Raw genomic sequence first — 18166 nt, 5'->3', positions numbered from 1 at the left:
TTTAGTGATAGACCGCGAGACCGAGCACGCAGCACACGACCACGAGCAGGCTCACGCGAAAGAGGGACGGGTGCCACACGACCCGGTAGAGGCCGGTTCGGGCCAGTACGGAATCGAGCACCCAGGTGATCGCCGCGCCCAGAATGAAGAGCAGCACGATCGCCGGGATATAGGCGTCGAGAAACGCGACGTCACGAGGCATGGTTGGCTCCTTGGCTCACGCCAGGGTTCGCGCTTTCGTTGCCCGCATACGCCGCGAGCGGCGATTGCGGATCGATCAGCGCGGTGCGGATGAAATGCAGATGGCTCTGGATGCGCTGCAACTGGTGGCGCTCTTCACGCGGCGGCGCGTCGCCACGCTCGGTGGCGTTCGTCGCTTCAGGCTTCCACATGCCTTGCAGCACGGCCTGGCTTGCGTCGATGGCGCGCGCCGTTGCCGCAAGCGCGTCGCGGTAGCGCGCCTCGCTCGGGCGATCGAAGAGTGCGCTCACGGCCTTGAGCGTCGCGTCGATCGCCACGCGCCATGCGGTCCCCTGCGCGTACTGCGGATGCGTGGGCAAGGTGGCGAGTTCGTGGCGCAGATCGAGCGCGGCGTTGCCCACTTCGAGCGTCGAGAAGAGCCAGCGCAGCGTGTCGCGGCGTTGCGCGTCGTCGTTGCCGGCGATCGCCGAGAGCTGGAACATCAGGTCGCGCGCGCCGCTCTCGAAGCGGTTGCGCAGTCCCTTCAGGCGCGCGCGGCAAGCCTGCACGGCGCCGCCGCGCAGGTCGGCGAGCAGACGCCGGCGCAGCCACGGCGTGGAAGGCGGCAGGAGCACGGCGAACGCCAGTGCCGAGACCGCCATCGACGCGATGAGTGCGAGCGCGTCGTTCATATAGCTGCTCGGGTTGTACTGCACGAGGTTGTCCGGCCCCGCGAGAAAGCACAGGAAAATGCAGTAGCCCACGCCGTAGCCCGCGTACTTCGGGCGCGTCGTGAGGAACACGCCGAACGCGAGCGCAGGGGCGAGCGCGACGCACAGCATGACAAAACCGTCGATATGCGGAAACACGCCGAATGTGAGAATCATGCCGACGACCGAGGCGAGCACGGTGCCGAGCGCCATCTGCGTCGCCATGCGCGAGGGCTGCGGCGCGGACGATGCGAGCGCGCAGGTCGCGGCGGCATTGAGCACGAGGTTCGTGCCGCTCGGCCACGCGGTGGCGATCCAGAACGCGCCGAGCAGCGTCATCACGATGGCGGCGCGCAGGCCCGCCACGCCCGCCGCGATCAGGTTCGTCTTCGGCACGTAGCGCGCGATCCATTTTTCGCGCGAGTGCGTATCGACGGCGAGCGACGCGTAGGTGGCCGTGTACTCGGTCATCTCGTGCACGAAGCGGTAGAACAGTTCCGTGGCGGTGTCGAACTCGAGCAGGCGTGCATCGCCTTGCGCTTCGAGTCCGGCGCGCGTGGCGCGCACGCGCCTCGGCAGCGCCGAGCGGTAGTCGTCGAGCTGCTTCGAGACATGCGTCGCGTCGGCGGCCGTGAGTACCGGCTCGCCCGCTTTGGCGAACAGCGGCGCGATCTCGCGGAAGTACGGTTCGAGCGCAGCGACGGTGGCCGGGGAGCCATCCGCGCGCAGACGGTTCATCAACTGATGCAGCGCGTGAAAGCGTGTGGAGACCGTCATGAATTCGGTATTCAGGCGCGCGAGACGTCCCGAGCGCATCCGCGCGTCGGGCGACTCGAACACGGCCATGCTGCGGCTCGCTTCGAGGCCCACGACGTCGGCGACGAAGCGCGCATTGCTCGCTTCGATGTGCGAACGATCGATACGTCCGGCAAGCGCCGCCGAAACGTAGTCGACGAACGACGAAAAACGGCGCCGCACGCTCGAGCGCAGCAACTCGCCCGTAAACTGCGGAAACACCACGGCGCTGACGAAGCCCGAGCAAAGGATGCCGATCGAGATCTCGCCCACGCGCGTCATCGCGGACATGAACGCGCCGTCGGGATGCTGCGAGGCCGGAATGCCGATCAGCGCCGCCGTATAGCCCGCAAGCACGAAGCCGTACGAGCGGAAGTTGCGGTTGCGCGCGGCGCCCGCGGTGCACAGGCCGACCCACAGCGCCGTCGAGACGATGAAGAGCTCCGGCTGCTGCGCGAAGAGGCCGATCAGCGCGAGCATCACGACGAGGCCCACAAGCGTGCCGCACAGCCGGTAGAAGCTCTTTGCGAACACGGGACCGCTTTGCGGCTGCATCACGATGAACACGGTGGTCATGGCCGTGCGCGGCTGCGGCAGATCGAGCTTCATGGCGATGCCGAGCGCGAGCAGCGCAGCGGCAATCGCCTTGAAGAGATAGATCCAGACGAGGCCGTCGGTACGTGCCCAGTCGGCGAGCGCGGCGTAGAGGCTTTGGCCGCCCGGCTGCGAGGGTGAGGAGGTGGACGCTTGCATCGTCGGCTGCCTCAGTGCGCCGCGCCGGTTGCGCTGGCGTTGCCGGACGCGCTTGCATCGGCGGCGTCGGGTCCGGACGAAGCGTGCGAGCCGCGCGGCGCGAGCAGCGCCGCGGGCATGAGCGGCACGTCGCGCGTCTTTTTGCCGTGCGCGGGGAGTTGCTCGGCTTCGGTCGGGCCTTTCGCTGCGGCATCGCTCGAGGCGTCGATCATACCGCCGCCGAGCGCCGCGACGAGCGTGGCGTGCGCGGCCAGCCGCTCGGCCTGGATGTGCGCGACGCCTTCCTGCGCGCGCAGCAACTGCGTTTGCGCAATCAGCACGTTCACATAGTCGGTCAGGCCGCGGCGGAAGCCTTCCTGCGCGAGATCGTAATTGCGCTGCGCGGCGGCGACCGAGCGGTGCGCGTCGTCTTCCTGGGTCGCGAGCGAGCGCATCCGCACCACTTGATCGGCGATTTCCTTGAGCGCGGTGACGATCGTCTGGTTGTACTGATCGACAGCGATGTCGTACGCGGCGGACTGCGCGCCGAGTTGCGCGCGCAGGCGTCCGCCGTCGAAAATCGGCAGCGAGAACGCGGGGCCCGCCGCATAGCTGCCGCTCATCGACTTGAGGAACTGGAACAGCGGGCCGGCCGCCGCGTAGCCGCCCATCGAGACGAGCAGGTTCACGTTCGGATAGAAGTCGGCCTTCGCGACGTCGATGCCGCGCGCCTGCGCGGCGACGAGCCAGCGCGCCGCGACTACGTCGGGGCGATAGCCGATCAACTGGGCGGGCAATGCCGAGGGCAGGCCCGCGGGCGCGGCGAGCGAGAGCGCAGGGCGCTCGATCGACTCACCGGCGCCCGGGCCCTTGCCCGCGAGCGCCGCGAGCTGGTTCTTGCCGAGCGCGATGGATTCTTCGAGCGCGTCGATCTGGCGTTCGTACTCGGGCAGCGGCGTTTGCGCCTGGCTCACTTCGAGCTGGGTGCCGATGCCGCCCGCGAGGCGCTTTTGCGCGAGCGCGAGAATGCGCTGCTGCTGGCCGAGCGTTTGCTTCGCAATGTCGAGCAACGCGTAGTTCATCGACATCTCGATGTAGGTGCGCGTGACATTGACTTCGAGTTCGAGCTGCGCCGCGCGCGCGTCGGCGGCGCTGGCGTGGGCCACGTCGAGCGCGCGCTCGGCGTTGTTCTTGTCCTGGCCCCAGAGGTCGAGGTGATACGACAGGCCGAGCGTAGCCGTGTTGTTCCACGTGTTCGCGCCCGCGAGCGGTCCCGGCCCGTAGTAGACGTTGTCGGACCATTGCTGGCGCTGGATGGACATGCTGCCGTTGATTTGCGGCAGGAGCCCCGCCTGGGCCACGCCCACCATCGAGCGCGCTTCGCGCACGCGCGCCTGGGCGGCGGCAAGCGAGGGGTTGCCGGCCACGGAGGCTTCGATCCAGGCGTTCAGTTGAGGGTCGTTATAGCCGCGCCACCAGTCGCTGGCGGGCCAGCCGGCGTCGGTATTGGCCGCGCGGATCGCCGAGCCGGCGTCGAGTTGCGCGGCTTCGGCCTGTTTCGCTTGCGGTGCGATGCCCCCGGTACTGGCGCAGCCCGCGATTATCAACGAGAACGTAAGAACCGTGAGTGCGGCTAGTCCTTTCGGTACCGGAGACTGCACGATTTACTCCTTATCTTGGCTATGAATCACTGTGCGTCATTATATTTTTTGCGCGATTGATGAATAACCGGTAAGGATGCAAGGCATTTTTACGAAACGTGAGACAATCGATCTTGCGAAATATGAAACAATTCGTGTGTCAGAAAGAGGATTGGTATGGATACGCTTCAAAACATGCGTGTATTCGTCCGGGTGGTGGAGGCGGGCAGCTTCACGGGCGCGGCGCAATACCTGAACACGACCACGGCTTACGCGTCGCGCGCGGTTTCCGATCTGGAGGCGCATCTGCGCACGCGCCTCTTGAACCGCACGACGCGCCGCATCGCGCTCACCGAGGCGGGCGAGCGCTACCTGCAGCGCTGCGAGCAGATCCTGGCTTACGTCGATCAGGCCGAAGCGGAAGCCGGCGACGCGCATGCGCGCCCTTCGGGCAAGCTCAAGGTCCATGCGATGACGAGCTTCGGCCAGCACTACGTGGTGCCGGCGGTGGGGCAGTATCAGCAACTCTATCCGGACGTGCACGTGGAACTCACACTCGCGCAGCGCATGCCGGATTTGCTCGACGAGGGCTACGACGTGGCCCTCGTGGTCGCAACCGATCTGCCGGATTCCGGTTTCGTGTCGCAGCGGCTCACGAGCGCGTTCAGCATCGCGGTTGCCTCGCCGGCGTATCTGGAAAAGCGCGGCGTGCCGCAAAAGCCCGCCGATCTCGCGAACCACACCTGCCTGCAGATGGTGACGCCCGTGTTCCCGACCGCGCAGTGGCAGTTCACGGGCCCCGAAGGCGAGACCGCGGTCGATCTCGGCCCGGCGACCTTCCAGGTGAACGTGGCGGAGGCGATGGCGGTGGCCGTGCGCGAGGGCATGGGCGTGGGCCTGTTGCCGATCTATTCGGCGATCAGCGGTCTGCGCAGCGGCGCGCTGCAATGGATCCTGCCGGAGTACAAGTCGCAGGAGATGAATGTCTTTGCGGTGTACCCGTCGCGTCAGTATCTCGACGCGAAGATCCGCACATGGGTCGAGCTGCTGCGCGAGAGCATGCCTTCGACGCTCGCGCGGGATCAGAACGAACTGCGGCAGTTCGCGCGCACCTGAGGCGGCGGCGCTTGCGCCCGATCAAAGGGCGCGCGCGGGCTGTGACGGTCTGTTACAGCTTGCGCAGATGGCAACACTTCCTTACGCCCGGCGGCGCGGCGGCTTGGTAAGGTAGCGGGACTGTTTCACGCAACCTCTTTTTGCCAACACCGGGAACTCGAATGGATACGCATCTGATGATCGGCATCGCCGTGATGATGGGCCTGATCGGCATCGCGGCATCGCGCGATCTGCTGCGCATGCGCCGCGCGCAGCTTCAGCCTGTGACGCTGCGCGTGCGCCGCGACGACGCACGCATGCACTAAGGCTGCGGGCGCGTTCGCCTCGCTAGACTTCCACCACCTTGTCCCACGCAAAGGCCGGATTCTCCGGCTGCCCCGTGCGGCGGTCACGATAGCCGCGCGGATTGCAGACCACGCGCGTGCCGTTGACCGTGTAGTCGAAGCACGTATGCGTGTGGCCATGTATCCATAGCGCGACTGGCGCGCGCACCAGCGCGTCGAGATCGCTCACGAATCCCGCCGACACCCGATCTTCCGCGTAGCGCGGCGCGAGGCTCTGCCTGTGCGGCGCGTGGTGTGTGACGACGATCGTCTCGCCCGCGAAGGGCTTCGCCAGTTCCGCTTCGAGCCACGCGCGCGAACGCGCATGGAGCGCGAGCGAGTCGGCCGGCGTGAAGTCGCGCGCGAGCGCTTGCGGGCTATCCGGCCAGGACACCTGGATCAATCCGCGAAAGTCCAGCATCACGCGCATCGCAGCCGTAATGGCGGCCTCACGCGCGGCATCATCGGCGCCGAAGAGTGCGAAGTCGGCCCATAGCGTCGTGCCGAGCACGCGAAAGTGGCCCGCCGGATCGACGTATACGCCGTCGTTGAGGAAGTGCACGTTGTCGAGCGTGGAGGCGGCGTCGCGCATCGCCGTTTCCAGCGCGCCGAGATCGCCGTCGTAGTACTCGTGATTGCCGGGCACGTACACCACCGGCACCTGCGGATCGAACGTTTCCGCCGCCCAGCGCAGCCCTAGCCCATGATTGTGGATGTCGCCCGCGAGCACGACGAGATCGGCCTGTGCATGCGGGATCGTGTCGGGCTCGTCGTTTTCCAGATGCAGGTCGGACAGCACGCGGATCTTCAACACGATGTCGGCTCCTTGCGTCCCGCGCGTTCAGCGCAGCACTTTCCCCGGATTCATCAGGTTCAGCGGATCGAGCGCGGTCTTGATCGCGCGCATCAGCGCGAGTTCGACCTCGCTCTTGTAGTGCATGTTCTCGTCGATCTTCAACTGCCCGAGGCCGTGTTCCGCGCTGATCGTGCCGCGATGGCGATCCACGCTGTCGTAGACGATGCGGTTCAGCGTCTTCTCGTTTTCGGCGAGGAAGCGCTTCGGGTCGCCGCCTTCGGGCGCCTGCACGTTGTAGTGCAGATTGCCGTCGCCGAGATGGCCGAAGGTGACCATGCGCGCTCCGGGCACCGCGCGGGCGATTCCGGCGTCGGTTTCCTCGATGAAATGGCCGATGCGCGAGATCGGCACGCCGATATCGTGCTTGATGTTCAACCCTTCCTGCGCCTGCGCGAGCGGAATGTGCTCGCGGATATTCCAGAACGCCTGCGACTGCGCGAGGCTTTCCGCGACCACGGCGTCTTCCACGAGACCTTGTTCGAGCGCTTCTTCCATGAGCCGCTCGAAGAGCGCGCGCGCGTGTTCTTCGCTTTCGTTGTCCGACAGTTCGAGCAGCACCACCTGCGCGTGATGCTCCGCGAACGGATAGCGCAGTTGCGGGAAGTGACGGCCGACGAGCGCCATGCAGAAGTCCGACATCAGCTCGAAGCCTGTGAGCAGCGGCCCGGCGTAGCGCTGTGCGAGCGCGAGGAAGTCGAGCGCCGCATGTGCCGAGCCGAGCGCGGCGAGCGCGGTGACGCGCGCGGCCGGCAGCGGATGCAGCTTCATCACCGCGGTGGTGATGATGCCGAGCGTGCCTTCCGCGCCAATGAAGAGGTCGCGCAGATCGTAGCCGGTGTTGTCCTTGCGCAGCCCGCGCAGACCGTCCCAGATCTCGCCTTGCGGCGTCACGACTTCGAGACCGAGACACAACTCGCGCGTGTTGCCGTAGCGCAGCACGCCGGTGCCCCCCGCGTTGGTCGAGAGATTGCCGCCGATCGTGCAGCTGCCTTCGGCCGCGAGCGAAAGCGGGAACAGTCGGCCCGCATCCTTTGCGCGCGCCTGCACTTCCGCGAGGATTACGCCGGCTTCGACGGTGATCGTGTTGTTGTGTGGATCGATTTCGCGCACGCGGTTCAGGCGGCGCAGGCTCAGCACCGCCTGGTTGCCGCTCACGTCCGGCGTCGCGCCGCCCGCGAGGCCCGTGTTGCCGCCTTGCGGCACGAGTGCCACGCGATGCTCGTGCGCGAGCTTCACGACAGCGGCGACTTCCTGCGCATTGGCCGGGCAGAGCACGGCGAAGGCCGCGCCCTGGTAGCGACGGCGCCAGTCGGCGAGGTAGGGCGCGGTGTCGTGCGCGTCGGTCAGCACGTACGGCACGCCGATGGCGGCGACACAGGCGTCGAGAAAGGCTTGGCAGGCGGTCGGGGTGGAGTCGGTCATGGTGTCTCGAAAATTCGCGCCTGGGCTGGGCTGCTCGCGGCGCGATTGTCGTGAAATCGCGAGGCTCAAACGGTTAGTTTGACACGGCGATAGCCTTCACGCAGTGCTCGCGAACAAGGCGGTTGCGGCGTGGAAGGAGTCGCTTAGGCCGACTCGCGCTTCGCGGGCTTTGCGGCACGTTTCGCGGCGCGCTTGTACGGCGCGACATAGGCAAGCGCACATGCGAAGAAGCCTAGAGCCAGCGCGACTTCCACCCAGCCTAGCCGGTTGCCGGGCGCGGGATCGGTCATGCCGCGCACGATGCCTTCCGCGAAGTAGAGCAGAACGAGCATTGCCGCCCATTGCAGCGTGTAAAGCCTGCGTCGCAGCACGCCAGGCAGGGCGATGGCGAGCGGCACGGCCTTGAGCACGAGCGCGCTGCCGCCGGGGCGCAGCGGTGCGAGCCGCCATTCCCACGCGATGCACAGCAGCGTGAGCGCAGCGAGCATCGCAAAGGCGCCGAGCGCGGCGCCGCGACGCTGGGCGATGGGCTCAGTGACGCCGTCCACACGGGTGTTCACAGCCGCTGGCCCTCCCCGGTGGTCGCGAGCGCGAGCGCCGCGCGCGCAAGCCGCACGCCCAGCGCGCTCGCGAGCATCTTTTCGTCGGCGCTCAAACCGTGGCCGCGCGCGTCCTGGCGCGCGTGATGCGAGGCGCCGTAGGGCGTGCCGCCGCCCTGCGTGGTCGTGAGCGCGCTTTCCGTGTAGGGGATGCCCACGAGCAGCATGCCGTGATGGAGCAGCGGCAGCATCATCGAGAGCAGCGTGCTTTCCTGGCCGCCGTGCAGGCTGCCTGTCGACGTGAACACGCAAGCGGGCTTGCCCGCGAGCGCACCCGAAAGCCACTGCGGCGTGGTGCCGTCGAGAAAGTACTTGAGCGGCGCGGCCATGTTGCCGAAGCGTGTGGGCGAGCCGAGCGCGAGACCCGCGCATTCTTCGAGGTCGCGCAGCTCGACGTAGGGCGGGCCGTCGGAGGGGATGTCGGGCGCGGTGGCCTCGCAGACCGTCGAGACGGGCGGCACCGTGCGTACGCGCGCTTCGGCGCCGGGAACACTGTCGATACCCTGGGCGACGGCGCGCGCGAGTTCGCGCGTTGCGCCATGCCGGCTGTAATAGAGCACAAGAATCGGTTTCATCGGGCCTCGTCGGTGGACGGGATATTATAGGGGTTGGGTCTGCCGCCGCAGCGGCGCAGCGGCGAGCGAGGCGCGCGTCACGTGCAAAGCATGCGCAAATAGGTACACTGCGTGCGCGCGGAATCTGCGGCAAAACGCGGCGTCAATCGCGGCAGGAAGAAGCGGCGTCAAGAAAGCGCGGCAATCAAAGTGATCACGGTGGCGAGGAAAGCGGGCCAATGGATGTGCTGTCGACAGTGAAGATCGATCTGGACATCGTGAAGCGCCTCGCGCGTTTCGCGGTGCGGCGCAGTCGCGAAGATCGCATTCCGCAGGTCGCGGGCAGCCTCACGTTCACCACGCTGCTCTCGCTCGTGCCGCTCGCCACGGTCGCATTTGCGCTCTTCACCGCGTTCCCGATCTTCGCCTCGTTCCAGAACTCGCTGCAGGCCTTTCTCGCCGACCACCTCATGCCGGCGCAGATCAACAGCCAGATCTTCAAGTACCTGAATGAGTTCGCCTCGAAGGCCAAGGGTCTCACGACGATGGGCATGATCGTGCTCTTCGTCACGTCGGTCATGACGATGATGACCGTGGAGTCGGCCTTCAACCTGATCTGGCGCGTGCGCAAGGCGCGCCCGTTCGCGCAGCGCGTGCTCGTCTACTGGGCCATCCTCACGCTCGGGCCGATCCTGATCGGCGTGAGCCTGTCGATCTCCTCGTATGTGTTCACGCGTTCGGCCGTGATCGCGACCGAGCAGCACGTTTCGGGCCTCCTCGACTGGATGCTGTTCGGCGCCTCGCTGCCGCTTACGGCGCTCGCGTTCACGATGCTCTATGTGTATCTGCCGAACTGCCGCGTGCAGTGGCGCGACGCCCTGGTGGGCGGCATTGCCGCGGCGATCGCCTTCGAGGCGGCCAAGCGCGGCTTTGGCTACTACGTGCGGCGCATTCCGACCTACACGGCGGTTTATGGCGCCTTCGCGGCCGCGCCGATGTTCCTCCTCTGGATGTACCTGAGCTGGTTCATCACGCTCGTGGGCGCGATGATCACCTCGGCGCTGCCCGAAATCCGCACCGGGCGCTTCGACCGGCCGCGCTTTCCGGGCAGCGATTTGCTCGACGCGCTCGAACTGCTCGCGGGTCTCGCCGATGCGCGAGAGGCGGGCGAGCCGGGCCGCACGACCGAACAACTCGCGCAGCTGCTGCGGCGCGACCTGGCCACGGTAACGCGCCTGATCGACGGCCTCGAAGAGGATGAACTCGTGGGGCGTCTCGAGCAGGAGGAGCGCGCGAAAACGCTGTTCCTGCTGATCGGCAATCCCGCGCGGATTTCGGTGACGCGCATCTTCGACCGCTTCGCGATCGATCGCAAGGAACTGTCATATCAGCTCAAGTCGAGCAGTATCGACGCGCACCTGCTGCTGGGTGCGCTCGACAACGACAAGCTCTCGATTTCACTCGCGTCGCTGCTCGCGACGCGACGCTTCCCGGCGCTCACGGAGGAACATCCGCCGGTGCTCCCGCATCCGGCGGCGTGACGATGCGGCGCGCCCATGAGAGGCGCGCCGTCGCATCGGATTCGATCAGAGGGAAATCTTGCCGCGGCAGATATCCGCGAACATGACCCAGTCGCCCATCAGGCTGTAGATCGGGTGGCGGAAGGTGGCCGGGCGGTTCTTCTCGAACTTGAAATGTCCGATCCACGCGAAGCCGTAACCGCACACGATGGCAAGCGGCAGCCAGAGCCAGTTGCCGGTGGCGATCGCCATGCAGACGAAGCCGATCACGCCAAGCGAGCCGATGAAATGCAGCCGCCGCGACATGATATTGCTGTGCTCGCTCAGGTAGAACGGATAGAACTGCGCGAAGCTCGAAAAATGCTCGGTATGCGTGGTGGGTTGCATCGCCTCCTCCTTTCTGCGTGGGCACGCAGGGGATGGTTGATTCAGCCATTTTCCGGCGTTCCGAACGACCGTGCAACCAGGGCTGGCGTGAACCGTCAGCCGTTGCCCACACGCGGCGTTTGCTGCGTTGCAAAAGCATAGAGCGCGTCGAGCGTCGCATCCGGCTGCTCGGTCATCAACGCGTGGCCCGCCTCCAGCGTGACCGTGTCCACGGGCGTGCCCGCTTGCGCAAAGGCCTCGGCGAGGGCGCGCGCTGCGCGCGGGGGCGTCATCGCGTCGCGTTTGCCGACAATCAGTCGCACCGGGCAGCGGACTTTCGCGGCGCTGATGAGGCCGTCCGCATAAGCGTTGCACGCCGCGAAATCGGTATGGAAAAGCTGCGGCTCGCCGCGCGCGGCGACGTGCTCCATGAGCCGCTGGTTCATGCCGCGCAGCCAGAAGCCCGGCCCGGGGCTCGACGGCTTGGCGGCGAGCGTCGAGTGCGACCACGCGTTGACGAGCGCGATCGCCTCCGGCTCGCGGTCGCGCGCGGCTTCGAGCAGGGTTGGCGCGACCGTCATCGGGAATGCGGTGGCGAGCAGGGCGATGCGCTGCGCGCGCTCCGGATGGCGCGCGGCGAATTCGAGCGCGACGAGCGAGCCCATGCTGTGGCCGGCGACGAAGGCCTGCGGGGCGTTCAGCGTGTCGAGCAGCGCGGCGAGCCAGTCGGCGAGCGCGCCGATGCTCGTGAGCGCGGGGCCCGTGCTGCGCAGGTGGCCGGGCAGATCGACGGCCAGCGCGTTGAAGCCGTGGTTGGCGAAATAGCGCGATTGCAGCGCCCAGACGCTGTGGTCGTGCTGCGCGCCGTGGACGAACACCGCGAACGGCAGAGCGCGGTCGATCGCGCGCGAGGCCGTGTAGGCATAGACCGGCTTGCCGGCGACATCGACGATCATGACGCCTCCTTGCCGGTGGGCCTGGCAATCGACGCTCCCGTTTTTTGCGACGCCTTCAGCGCGCGCTTGAGGTCGTCGACCAGATCGGCGGGGTCTTCGAGCCCGATCGAGAGCCGGATCGTGCCCTCCGCAATGCCGGCGGCGGCAAGCGCGGCGGCGTCCATGCGGAAATGCGTAGTCGAGGCGGGGTGGATGACCAGCGAGCGCGCGTCGCCGACGTTGGCCAGATGCGAGAACAGCGTGAGCGATTCGATGAAGCGCTTGCCTGCCGCGCGGCCGCCGCGCAGGTTGAAGCTGAACACGGCGCCCGCGCCGCGCGGCAGCAGACGCTTCGCAAGCCCGTAATCGGGATGGCTCGGCAACTCCGGCCACGCGACCGATTCGACCGCCTCGTGCGCGGCGAGATATTCGACGATACGCCGCGCGTTCGCCACATGCCGCTCCATGCGCAGCGGCAGCGTTTCGATGCCTTGCAGCAGTTGCCACGCGGCCTGCGGATGCAGGCACGCGCCGAAGTCGCGCAGGCCCTCGCGGCGCGCGCGCAGCAGGAAGGGAGCGACCGTGCTTTCCTCGCTGAACACCATGTCGTGAAAGCCCGCATAGGGCTCGGTGAGTTCGGGAAAGCGGCCCGACGCTTCGAAGTCGAAGGTGCCGCCATCGACCAGCACGCCGCCGATCGTCGTGCCATGGCCGCCGAGGAACTTGGTGGCCGAGTGATAGACGAGATCCGCGCCATGCTCGAAAGGGCGCAGCAGGTAAGGCGTGGTGAACGTCGAATCGACGAGGAGCGGCACGCCATGTCCGTGGGCGATTTGGGCGACAGCTTCGATGTCGAGCACGTCGAGGCCCGGGTTGCCGAGGGTTTCGCCGAACAGCAGGCGCGTGTTGGGCCGCAGCGCCGCGCGCCAGGCGTCCAGGTCGCCGGGCTTCACGAAGGTCGTTTCGATGCCGAAGCGCTTGAGCGTGTAGTGCAGCAGGTTGTGCGAGCCGCCATAGAGCGCCGCCGAGGCGACGATGTGCGAGCCCGCGCCCATCAGCGTCGCGATCGCGAGATGCAGCGCCGCCTGGCCGCTCGCAGTGCCGATCGCCCCCGCGCCGCCTTCGAGCGCAGCCACGCGCTCTTCGAACACGGCGACGGTCGGGTTCGAGATGCGCGAGTACACGTGGCCCGCGCGCTCCATGTTGAAGAGCGCGGCGGCGTGGTCGGTGTCGCGGAACGAGAACGAGGTGGTGAGGTAGATCGGCGTCGCGCGGGCGCCGGTGGCGGGGTCGGGCGCCGCGCCCGCATGCAGCGCGAGCGTGTCGAAGCGGCTATCGGGATTTGACGCGGGATTCGATGACATCGTGGCGGCGCGGCCGGCGCGAACCGGCCTGGTGTCGAGGGTGAAGGGCATCGTAACACCGGCGGCGGGGCGCGGGGACGCCCGGCCGGGCCTTTTTCGGGCCTGATCGAGCGCGTCCCGCGTGGCCGGATTCGTGCCGCAAAACCCCTCGCCACGGCTTTCGGCAGACGTTTCGGTGCGCCGTGGAGCGCCCGCCGCGCGGCTTTCCTTTTAACAATCTTTCCGCTAGGATCGAATCAGGTAGGCATCTTTTCAGCATTTCCCCCATTACTAGCGGCATTCCTGGAGACACATCATGCGTGTCAGCGACATCCTCAAGGTGAAGGGCAACACGCTCTACACCGTCACGCCCGACACTGCGCTGCACGAGGCAGTCAACACCATGGCCGAGCACGATATCGGCTCGCTCGTCGTCATGGAGTACGGCGATCTGGTCGGCATGCTCACGTTCCGCGAGATCATCCTCACGCTGCGCGCAAACGGCGGCAGCGTCGGCACCACGACGATCCGCAAGGTCATGGACGATCATCCCATCACCTGCACGCCGGAAACCGAGGTCGACGAAGTGCGCCGCATGATGCTCGAGCACCATGTGCGCTACCTGCCGGTCATGGAAAGCCGCTCGCTCATGGGCGTGATCTCGTTCTACGACGTGGCGAAGGCCGTGGTCGAAGCGCAGGGCTTCGAGAACAAGCTGCTCAAGGCCTATATTCGCGACTGGCCCGAAGAGGAGCGTCAGCCGGCGCGCTGAGCGTAGCCCCTCTAACGCCTGGTCGGTCAGCATGAAAAAGCGCGCGTCTGGCGCGCTTTTTCGCGTCTGGGCCCCCATGAATTCCGTCAGTGCGATTCCTGTTCGATGAACGATAGACCGATGCCCGCGGCGCAGCGTGACAAGCGCAAAGTGCACCATGAGGGTGACCACCCTTCGCAGTTCGCGCTGCTGCGCCAGCGTCGTTTCGCCCCGTTTTTCTGGACGCAGTTCCTCGGGGCGATGAACGACAACGTCTTCAAGATCGGCTTCACCTCGCTCGTCACCTATCAGGCCGCGCGCTTTTCGGGCGTCGATCCGAAGACAGTCGCGTTCCTCATCTCGGCCATTTTCATCTTGCCGTTCGTGCTGTTTTCCGCGACCTCGGGCCAGGTCGCCGACAAGTACGACAAGGCGATGCTCACGCGCTGGGTCAAGACCTTCGAGATCGCGGTCATGCTGATCGGCGCGGCCGGCTTCTGGATGCACAGCGCGCCGCTGCTGTATGCGTGCACCTTCCTGATGGGCGTGCATTCCACCGTGTTCGGGCCGGTCAAGTACGCGTACCTCCCGCAGCGCCTCGCGCCCGATGAACTGGTTGGCGGCAACGGGCTCGTCGAGATGGGCACGTTCGTCGCGATTCTGCTCGGCACGATCGCCGGGGGCGTGGCGGCGAGTATCGGGGCGATGGATGGCGCGTCTGCGCACGCGGACGTCGGGCCGCCACTCGGCGCATGGTGGCTCGGCGGCATGTGCATCGCGATCGCGCTCGTGGGGCGCGTGGCTTCGGCTTTCGTGCCGCCGTGCGAGCCGTCGCAACCGGACCTGCGCATCAACTGGAATCCGGTTTCCGAGACCTGGCGCAACCTGCGTCTCGCGCATGGCAACCGCACCGTGTTTCTGAGCCTGCTCGGCATCTCGTGGCTCTGGTTCGTGGGCGCGACGTTTCTCGCCTCGTTCTTCAATTTCGCCAAGGACGTGATGTCAGCCGACCCCGACGTCGTGACCGTGTTGCTCGCGATGTTTTCGCTCGGCATCGGCTCGGGTTCGCTGCTCTGCGAGCGGCTCTCCCGGCGGCGCATCGAGGTGGGCCTCGTGCCGCTCGGCTCGATCGGCATGAGCGTGTTCGGCATCGATCTCTTCTTTGCAAGCCATGCGTTGCCTGCCGCGTCCCATCTGCTTTCGGTAGGCGAATTCCTGCGCACCGCCGCGCACTGGCGCGTGCTCGCCGACCTGTTCCTGCTCGCCATGTTCGGCGGCTTCTACAGCGTGCCGCTCTACGCGTTGATCCAGAGCCGCAGCGCGCCCAGCCACCGCGCGCGCATCATCGCCGCGAACAACATCCTCAATTCGCTCTTCATGATCGTCTCGGCGCTCATGGCGATGGCGCTCACGTCCGCGGGCGTCGGCATTCCCGGCATCTTTCTGACCACGGCGCTGCTCAATATCGTCGTGGCGGCCTATATCTACACGCTGGTGCCCGAGTTCCTGCTGCGCTTCGTGGCGTGGGTGCTCGTGCATACGGTCTACCGCGTGCGGCTCGTGCACACCGAACGCATACCGGCCGAGGGCGCGGCAGTGCTCGTCTGCAATCACGTGAGCTATGTCGATGCGATCGTCATCATGGCCGAGAGCCCGCGGCCGATCCGCTTCGTGATGGATCAGCAGATCTTCCGCTCGCCGTTCTTCGGCTGGGTGTTCCACCACGCCAAGGCGATTCCGATTGCGCCAGCGCACGAGGACCCGGCCGCGCTCGCCGCTGCCTACGACGCGTGCGCGGCCGCACTGGCCGAGGGCGACCTCGTCTGCATTTTTCCCGAGGGCAAGCTCACGCGCAGCGGAGAGATGAACCCGTTCCGCCACGGCGTGAGCGAAATCTTGAAGCGCTCGCCCGCGCCGGTCGTGCCGATGGCGTTGCGCGGGCTCTGGGGCAGTACGTTCTCGCGCTTTGCGGGGTCCGGCCAGGAGCGGCCACTGCGACGCGGGCTGACCAGCCGTTTGACGCTCGCGGTGGGCGAGCCGATCGCGGCGGCGGACGCCACGCTGGCGCGCTTGCAGGAGACGGTGGCGGAACTGCGCGGCGCGCGGCGCTGACGGGCCAACCGCCCGGTCGGGCGTCGCCGCGCGCGGGCTGGCATAATATTGGATTACCCGATTCACTTTGGACGACCGCCATGTCCGGCAACACGCTCGGTACGCTTTTCACCGTCACCACCTTCGGCGAATCCCACGGCCCGGCCATTGGCTGCGTCATCGACGGCTGCCCGCCCGGCATGGCGCTCACCGAAGCCGACATCCAGATCGACCTGGACCGCCGCCGCCCCGGCACGTCGCGTCACGTGACGCAGCGCCAGGAAGAGGACAAGGTCGAGATTCTCTCGGGCGTGTTCGAAGGGCGCACCACGGGCACGCCCATCGCGCTCCTGATCCGCAATACCGACCAGCGCAGCAAGGACTACGGCAACATCGTCGAGACCTTCCGTCCCGGTCACGCCGACTACACCTACTGGCAGAAATACGGCATTCGCGACTATCGCGGTGGCGGCCGTTCGTCGGCGCGCCTCACGGCGCCCACGGTCGCGGCGGGCGCCGTGGCGAAGAAGTGGCTGCGCGAGCGCTTCGGCGTGGAAGTGCGCGGCTACATGCGCGCGCTCGGCGAGATCGACGTGCCGTTCGTGAGCTGGGAGCACGTGCACGAGAACCCGTTCTTCGTGCCCAACGCCGACGTCGTGCCGCAGCTCGAGGACTACATGGACGCGTTGCGCAAGGACGGCGACTCGATCGGCGCGCGCGTGAACGTGGTGGCGAGCGGGGTGCCGGTGGGCTGGGGCGAGCCGCTGTTCGACCGGCTCGATGCCGACATCGCGCACGCCATGATGGGCATCAACGCGGTGAAGGGTGTGGAGATCGGCGCAGGCTTCGCGAGCGTCGCACAGCGCGGCTCGGTGCACGGCGACGAACTCACGCCCAATGGATTCCACGGTAACCACGCTGGCGGCGTGCTCGGCGGCATTTCGACGGGGCAGGACATCACCGTCTCAATCGCCATCAAGCCGACCTCGAGCATCCGCACGCCGCGGCGCTCGATCGACAAGACGGGCGAGCCCGCAACGGTCGAGACCTTCGGCCGCCACGACCCGTGCGTGGGCATCCGCGCGACACCGATCGCCGAAGCCATGCTCGCGCTCGTGCTGATCGATCACGCGCTGCGCCACCGCGCGCAGAATGCCGACGTCGTCGTGACGACGCCGAAGATCGCAGCCAGCGACGAGTGATGTCGATCGGTGCGGCGTAAGCCGCACGCGTTGCGCGGGCAACAAAAAAGCCGCTTCAGGCTCACACCTGAAGCGGCTTTTTTTCGCCTGCCTGACTTACATGTTCGGATAGTTCGGGCCGCCGCCACCTTCGGGCGTGACCCACACGATGTTCTGCGTCGGGTCCTTGATATCGCAGGTCTTGCAGTGCACGCAGTTCTGCGCGTTGATCTGCAGGCGGTCGCTGCCGTCGTCGTTCTTCATGAACTCGTACACCGCGGCCGGGCAGAAGCGCGCTTCGGGGCCCGCGTAGGTGCGCAGGTTCACGTTCACGGGCACGCTCGCGTCCTTGAGCGTCAGGTGCGCAGGCTGGTTCTCTTCGTGGTTCGTGTTCGAGATGAACACCGAGGAAAGCCGGTCGAACGTGAGCTTGCCGTCAGGCTTCGGATACTCGATCGGCTTGCACTGCGAAGCGGGCTTGAGCATCTCGTGGTCGCGATGCTGGTGATGCAGCGTCCACGGCACATTGCCGCCCAGCAGCTTCTGCTCGATGCCCACCATCAGCGTGCCCAGGTACAGACCCTTGCTCATCCACTGCTTGAAGTTGCGCGCCCTGTACAGCTCCGTGTAAAGCCACGACTGCTTGAACGCTTCCGGGTAAGCCGCGAGTTCATCGCTCTGGCGGCCTGCCTGCACGGCTTCGAATGCCGCATCCGCGGCCAGCATGCCGGTCTTGATCGCCGCGTGGCTGCCCTTGATACGCGAGGCGTTCAAAAAGCCCGCGTCGTCGCCCACGAGCGCGCCGCCCGGGAACACGAGCTTGGGCAGCGACATCAGGCCGCCCGCCGTGATCGCGCGCGCGCCGTACGACACGCGCTTGCCGCCTTCGAGGTACTTGCGGATTTCCGGATGCGTCTTGTAACGCTGGAATTCCTCGAACGGCGAGAGATACGGGTTCTGGTACGCCAGACCCACGACAAAGCCCACCATCACCTGGTTGTGGTCGATGTGGTACAGGAATGAGCCGCCGTAGGTGTCGCTTTCCAGCGGCC

General features: G+C 66.7%; 17 protein-coding genes. 6 read left to right on the top strand and 11 right to left on the bottom strand.

Annotated features, from left to right (window positions below; translation table 11 throughout):
- Position 1: 1 nt before the first annotated feature.
- The 3 genes from M3A49_RS34930 to M3A49_RS34920 are packed head-to-tail and all read right to left on the bottom strand — an operon-like array spanning position 2 to position 4078.
- Positions 2–202, bottom strand: coding sequence for a DUF1656 domain-containing protein (locus M3A49_RS34930; protein WP_028208049.1), 201 nt, complete (start codon positions 200–202; stop codon positions 2–4).
- Positions 192–2438 carry an FUSC family protein gene (locus tag M3A49_RS34925; protein WP_266232954.1) on the bottom strand — a complete coding sequence of 749 codons (2247 nt, stop codon included), beginning with the start codon at positions 2436–2438 and terminating at the stop codon, positions 192–194. The genes M3A49_RS34930 and M3A49_RS34925 overlap by 11 nt, the downstream gene beginning before the upstream one ends.
- Before the next feature lie 11 nt (positions 2439–2449).
- A complete protein-coding gene (locus tag M3A49_RS34920; RefSeq protein ID WP_266232953.1) occupies positions 2450–4078 on the bottom strand; it encodes an efflux transporter outer membrane subunit in 1629 nt (542 codons plus the stop codon).
- A gap of 156 nt (positions 4079–4234) precedes the next feature.
- On the opposite strand from M3A49_RS34920, the gene M3A49_RS34915 reads away from it, so the two are divergent.
- Both M3A49_RS34915 and M3A49_RS34910 read left to right on the top strand, forming a co-directional pair.
- Positions 4235–5173, top strand: a complete 939-nt coding sequence (locus M3A49_RS34915) for a LysR family transcriptional regulator (RefSeq protein ID WP_266232952.1) — start codon at positions 4235–4237, stop codon at positions 5171–5173.
- Between the two features lie 161 nt (positions 5174–5334).
- Positions 5335–5478 (top strand): hypothetical protein, encoded by a 144-nt coding sequence (locus M3A49_RS34910; protein ID WP_199272076.1) that lies wholly within the window; start codon positions 5335–5337, stop codon positions 5476–5478.
- A 22-nt stretch (positions 5479–5500) separates the two neighbouring features.
- Here M3A49_RS34910 and M3A49_RS34905 read toward each other — a convergent pair whose 3' ends face one another.
- From M3A49_RS34905 to wrbA, 4 genes are all read right to left on the bottom strand, one after another.
- The gene (locus tag M3A49_RS34905) at positions 5501–6307 is read right to left on the bottom strand and encodes a metallophosphoesterase (protein WP_266232988.1); all 807 of its coding nucleotides are present in this window, start codon (positions 6305–6307) and stop codon (positions 5501–5503) included.
- Between the two features lie 30 nt (positions 6308–6337).
- Entirely contained in the window at positions 6338–7774 is a 1437-nt protein-coding gene (locus M3A49_RS34900) for an FAD-binding oxidoreductase (RefSeq protein WP_266232951.1), read from the bottom strand.
- A 143-nt stretch (positions 7775–7917) separates the two neighbouring features.
- Positions 7918–8262 (bottom strand): DUF2069 domain-containing protein, encoded by a 345-nt coding sequence (locus M3A49_RS34895; protein ID WP_051481968.1) that lies wholly within the window; start codon positions 8260–8262, stop codon positions 7918–7920.
- 68 nt (positions 8263–8330) lie between these two features.
- A complete protein-coding gene (wrbA, locus tag M3A49_RS34890; RefSeq protein WP_254356980.1) occupies positions 8331–8948 on the bottom strand; it encodes an NAD(P)H:quinone oxidoreductase in 618 nt (205 codons plus the stop codon).
- Positions 8949–9166: 218 nt separating this feature from the next.
- Here wrbA and M3A49_RS34885 point away from each other — a divergent pair, with 218 nt between their 5' ends.
- Positions 9167–10468, top strand: coding sequence for a YihY family inner membrane protein (locus tag M3A49_RS34885; RefSeq protein ID WP_266232950.1), 1302 nt, complete (start codon positions 9167–9169; stop codon positions 10466–10468).
- Positions 10469–10513: 45 nt separating this feature from the next.
- On the opposite strand, the gene M3A49_RS34880 is transcribed toward M3A49_RS34885, so the two are convergent.
- The 3 genes from M3A49_RS34880 to M3A49_RS34870 form a co-directional block, all read right to left on the bottom strand.
- Positions 10514–10834, bottom strand: coding sequence for an Mpo1-like protein (locus M3A49_RS34880; RefSeq protein WP_266232949.1), 321 nt, complete (start codon positions 10832–10834; stop codon positions 10514–10516).
- A gap of 95 nt (positions 10835–10929) precedes the next feature.
- Positions 10930–11769, bottom strand: a complete 840-nt coding sequence (locus M3A49_RS34875; RefSeq protein WP_266232948.1) for an alpha/beta fold hydrolase — start codon at positions 11767–11769, stop codon at positions 10930–10932.
- Positions 11766–13112: an O-acetylhomoserine aminocarboxypropyltransferase gene (locus M3A49_RS34870; protein WP_266232987.1), complete on the bottom strand. Its 1347-nt coding sequence runs from the start codon at positions 13110–13112 to the stop codon at positions 11766–11768. Before M3A49_RS34870 ends, M3A49_RS34875 begins: the two co-directional genes overlap by 4 nt.
- Before the next feature lie 295 nt (positions 13113–13407).
- Here M3A49_RS34870 and M3A49_RS34865 point away from each other — a divergent pair, with 295 nt between their 5' ends.
- The 3 genes from M3A49_RS34865 (at position 13408) to aroC (ending at position 17135) form a co-directional block, all read left to right on the top strand.
- A complete protein-coding gene (locus M3A49_RS34865) occupies positions 13408–13863 on the top strand; it encodes a CBS domain-containing protein (protein WP_158757482.1) in 456 nt (151 codons plus the stop codon).
- Between the two features lie 105 nt (positions 13864–13968).
- The gene (locus tag M3A49_RS34860; protein WP_266232947.1) at positions 13969–15954 is read left to right on the top strand and encodes an MFS transporter; all 1986 of its coding nucleotides are present in this window, start codon (positions 13969–13971) and stop codon (positions 15952–15954) included.
- An 80-nt stretch (positions 15955–16034) separates the two neighbouring features.
- Positions 16035–17135 (top strand): chorismate synthase, encoded by a 1101-nt coding sequence (gene aroC / locus M3A49_RS34855; protein WP_254356984.1) that lies wholly within the window; start codon positions 16035–16037, stop codon positions 17133–17135.
- Positions 17136–17231: 96 nt separating this feature from the next.
- Here the strand turns inward: aroC and M3A49_RS34850 are convergent.
- Positions 17232–18166 (bottom strand): electron transfer flavoprotein-ubiquinone oxidoreductase (locus M3A49_RS34850; protein WP_266232946.1); only part of this gene is annotated, 935 nt, incomplete at its 5' end.

This window comes from Paraburkholderia sp. CNPSo 3076 (genome assembly GCF_026343935.1).
Lineage (GTDB): Bacteria > Pseudomonadota > Gammaproteobacteria > Burkholderiales > Burkholderiaceae > Paraburkholderia > Paraburkholderia nodosa.
This window is presented reverse-complemented; position numbering and strand designations above follow the sequence as displayed.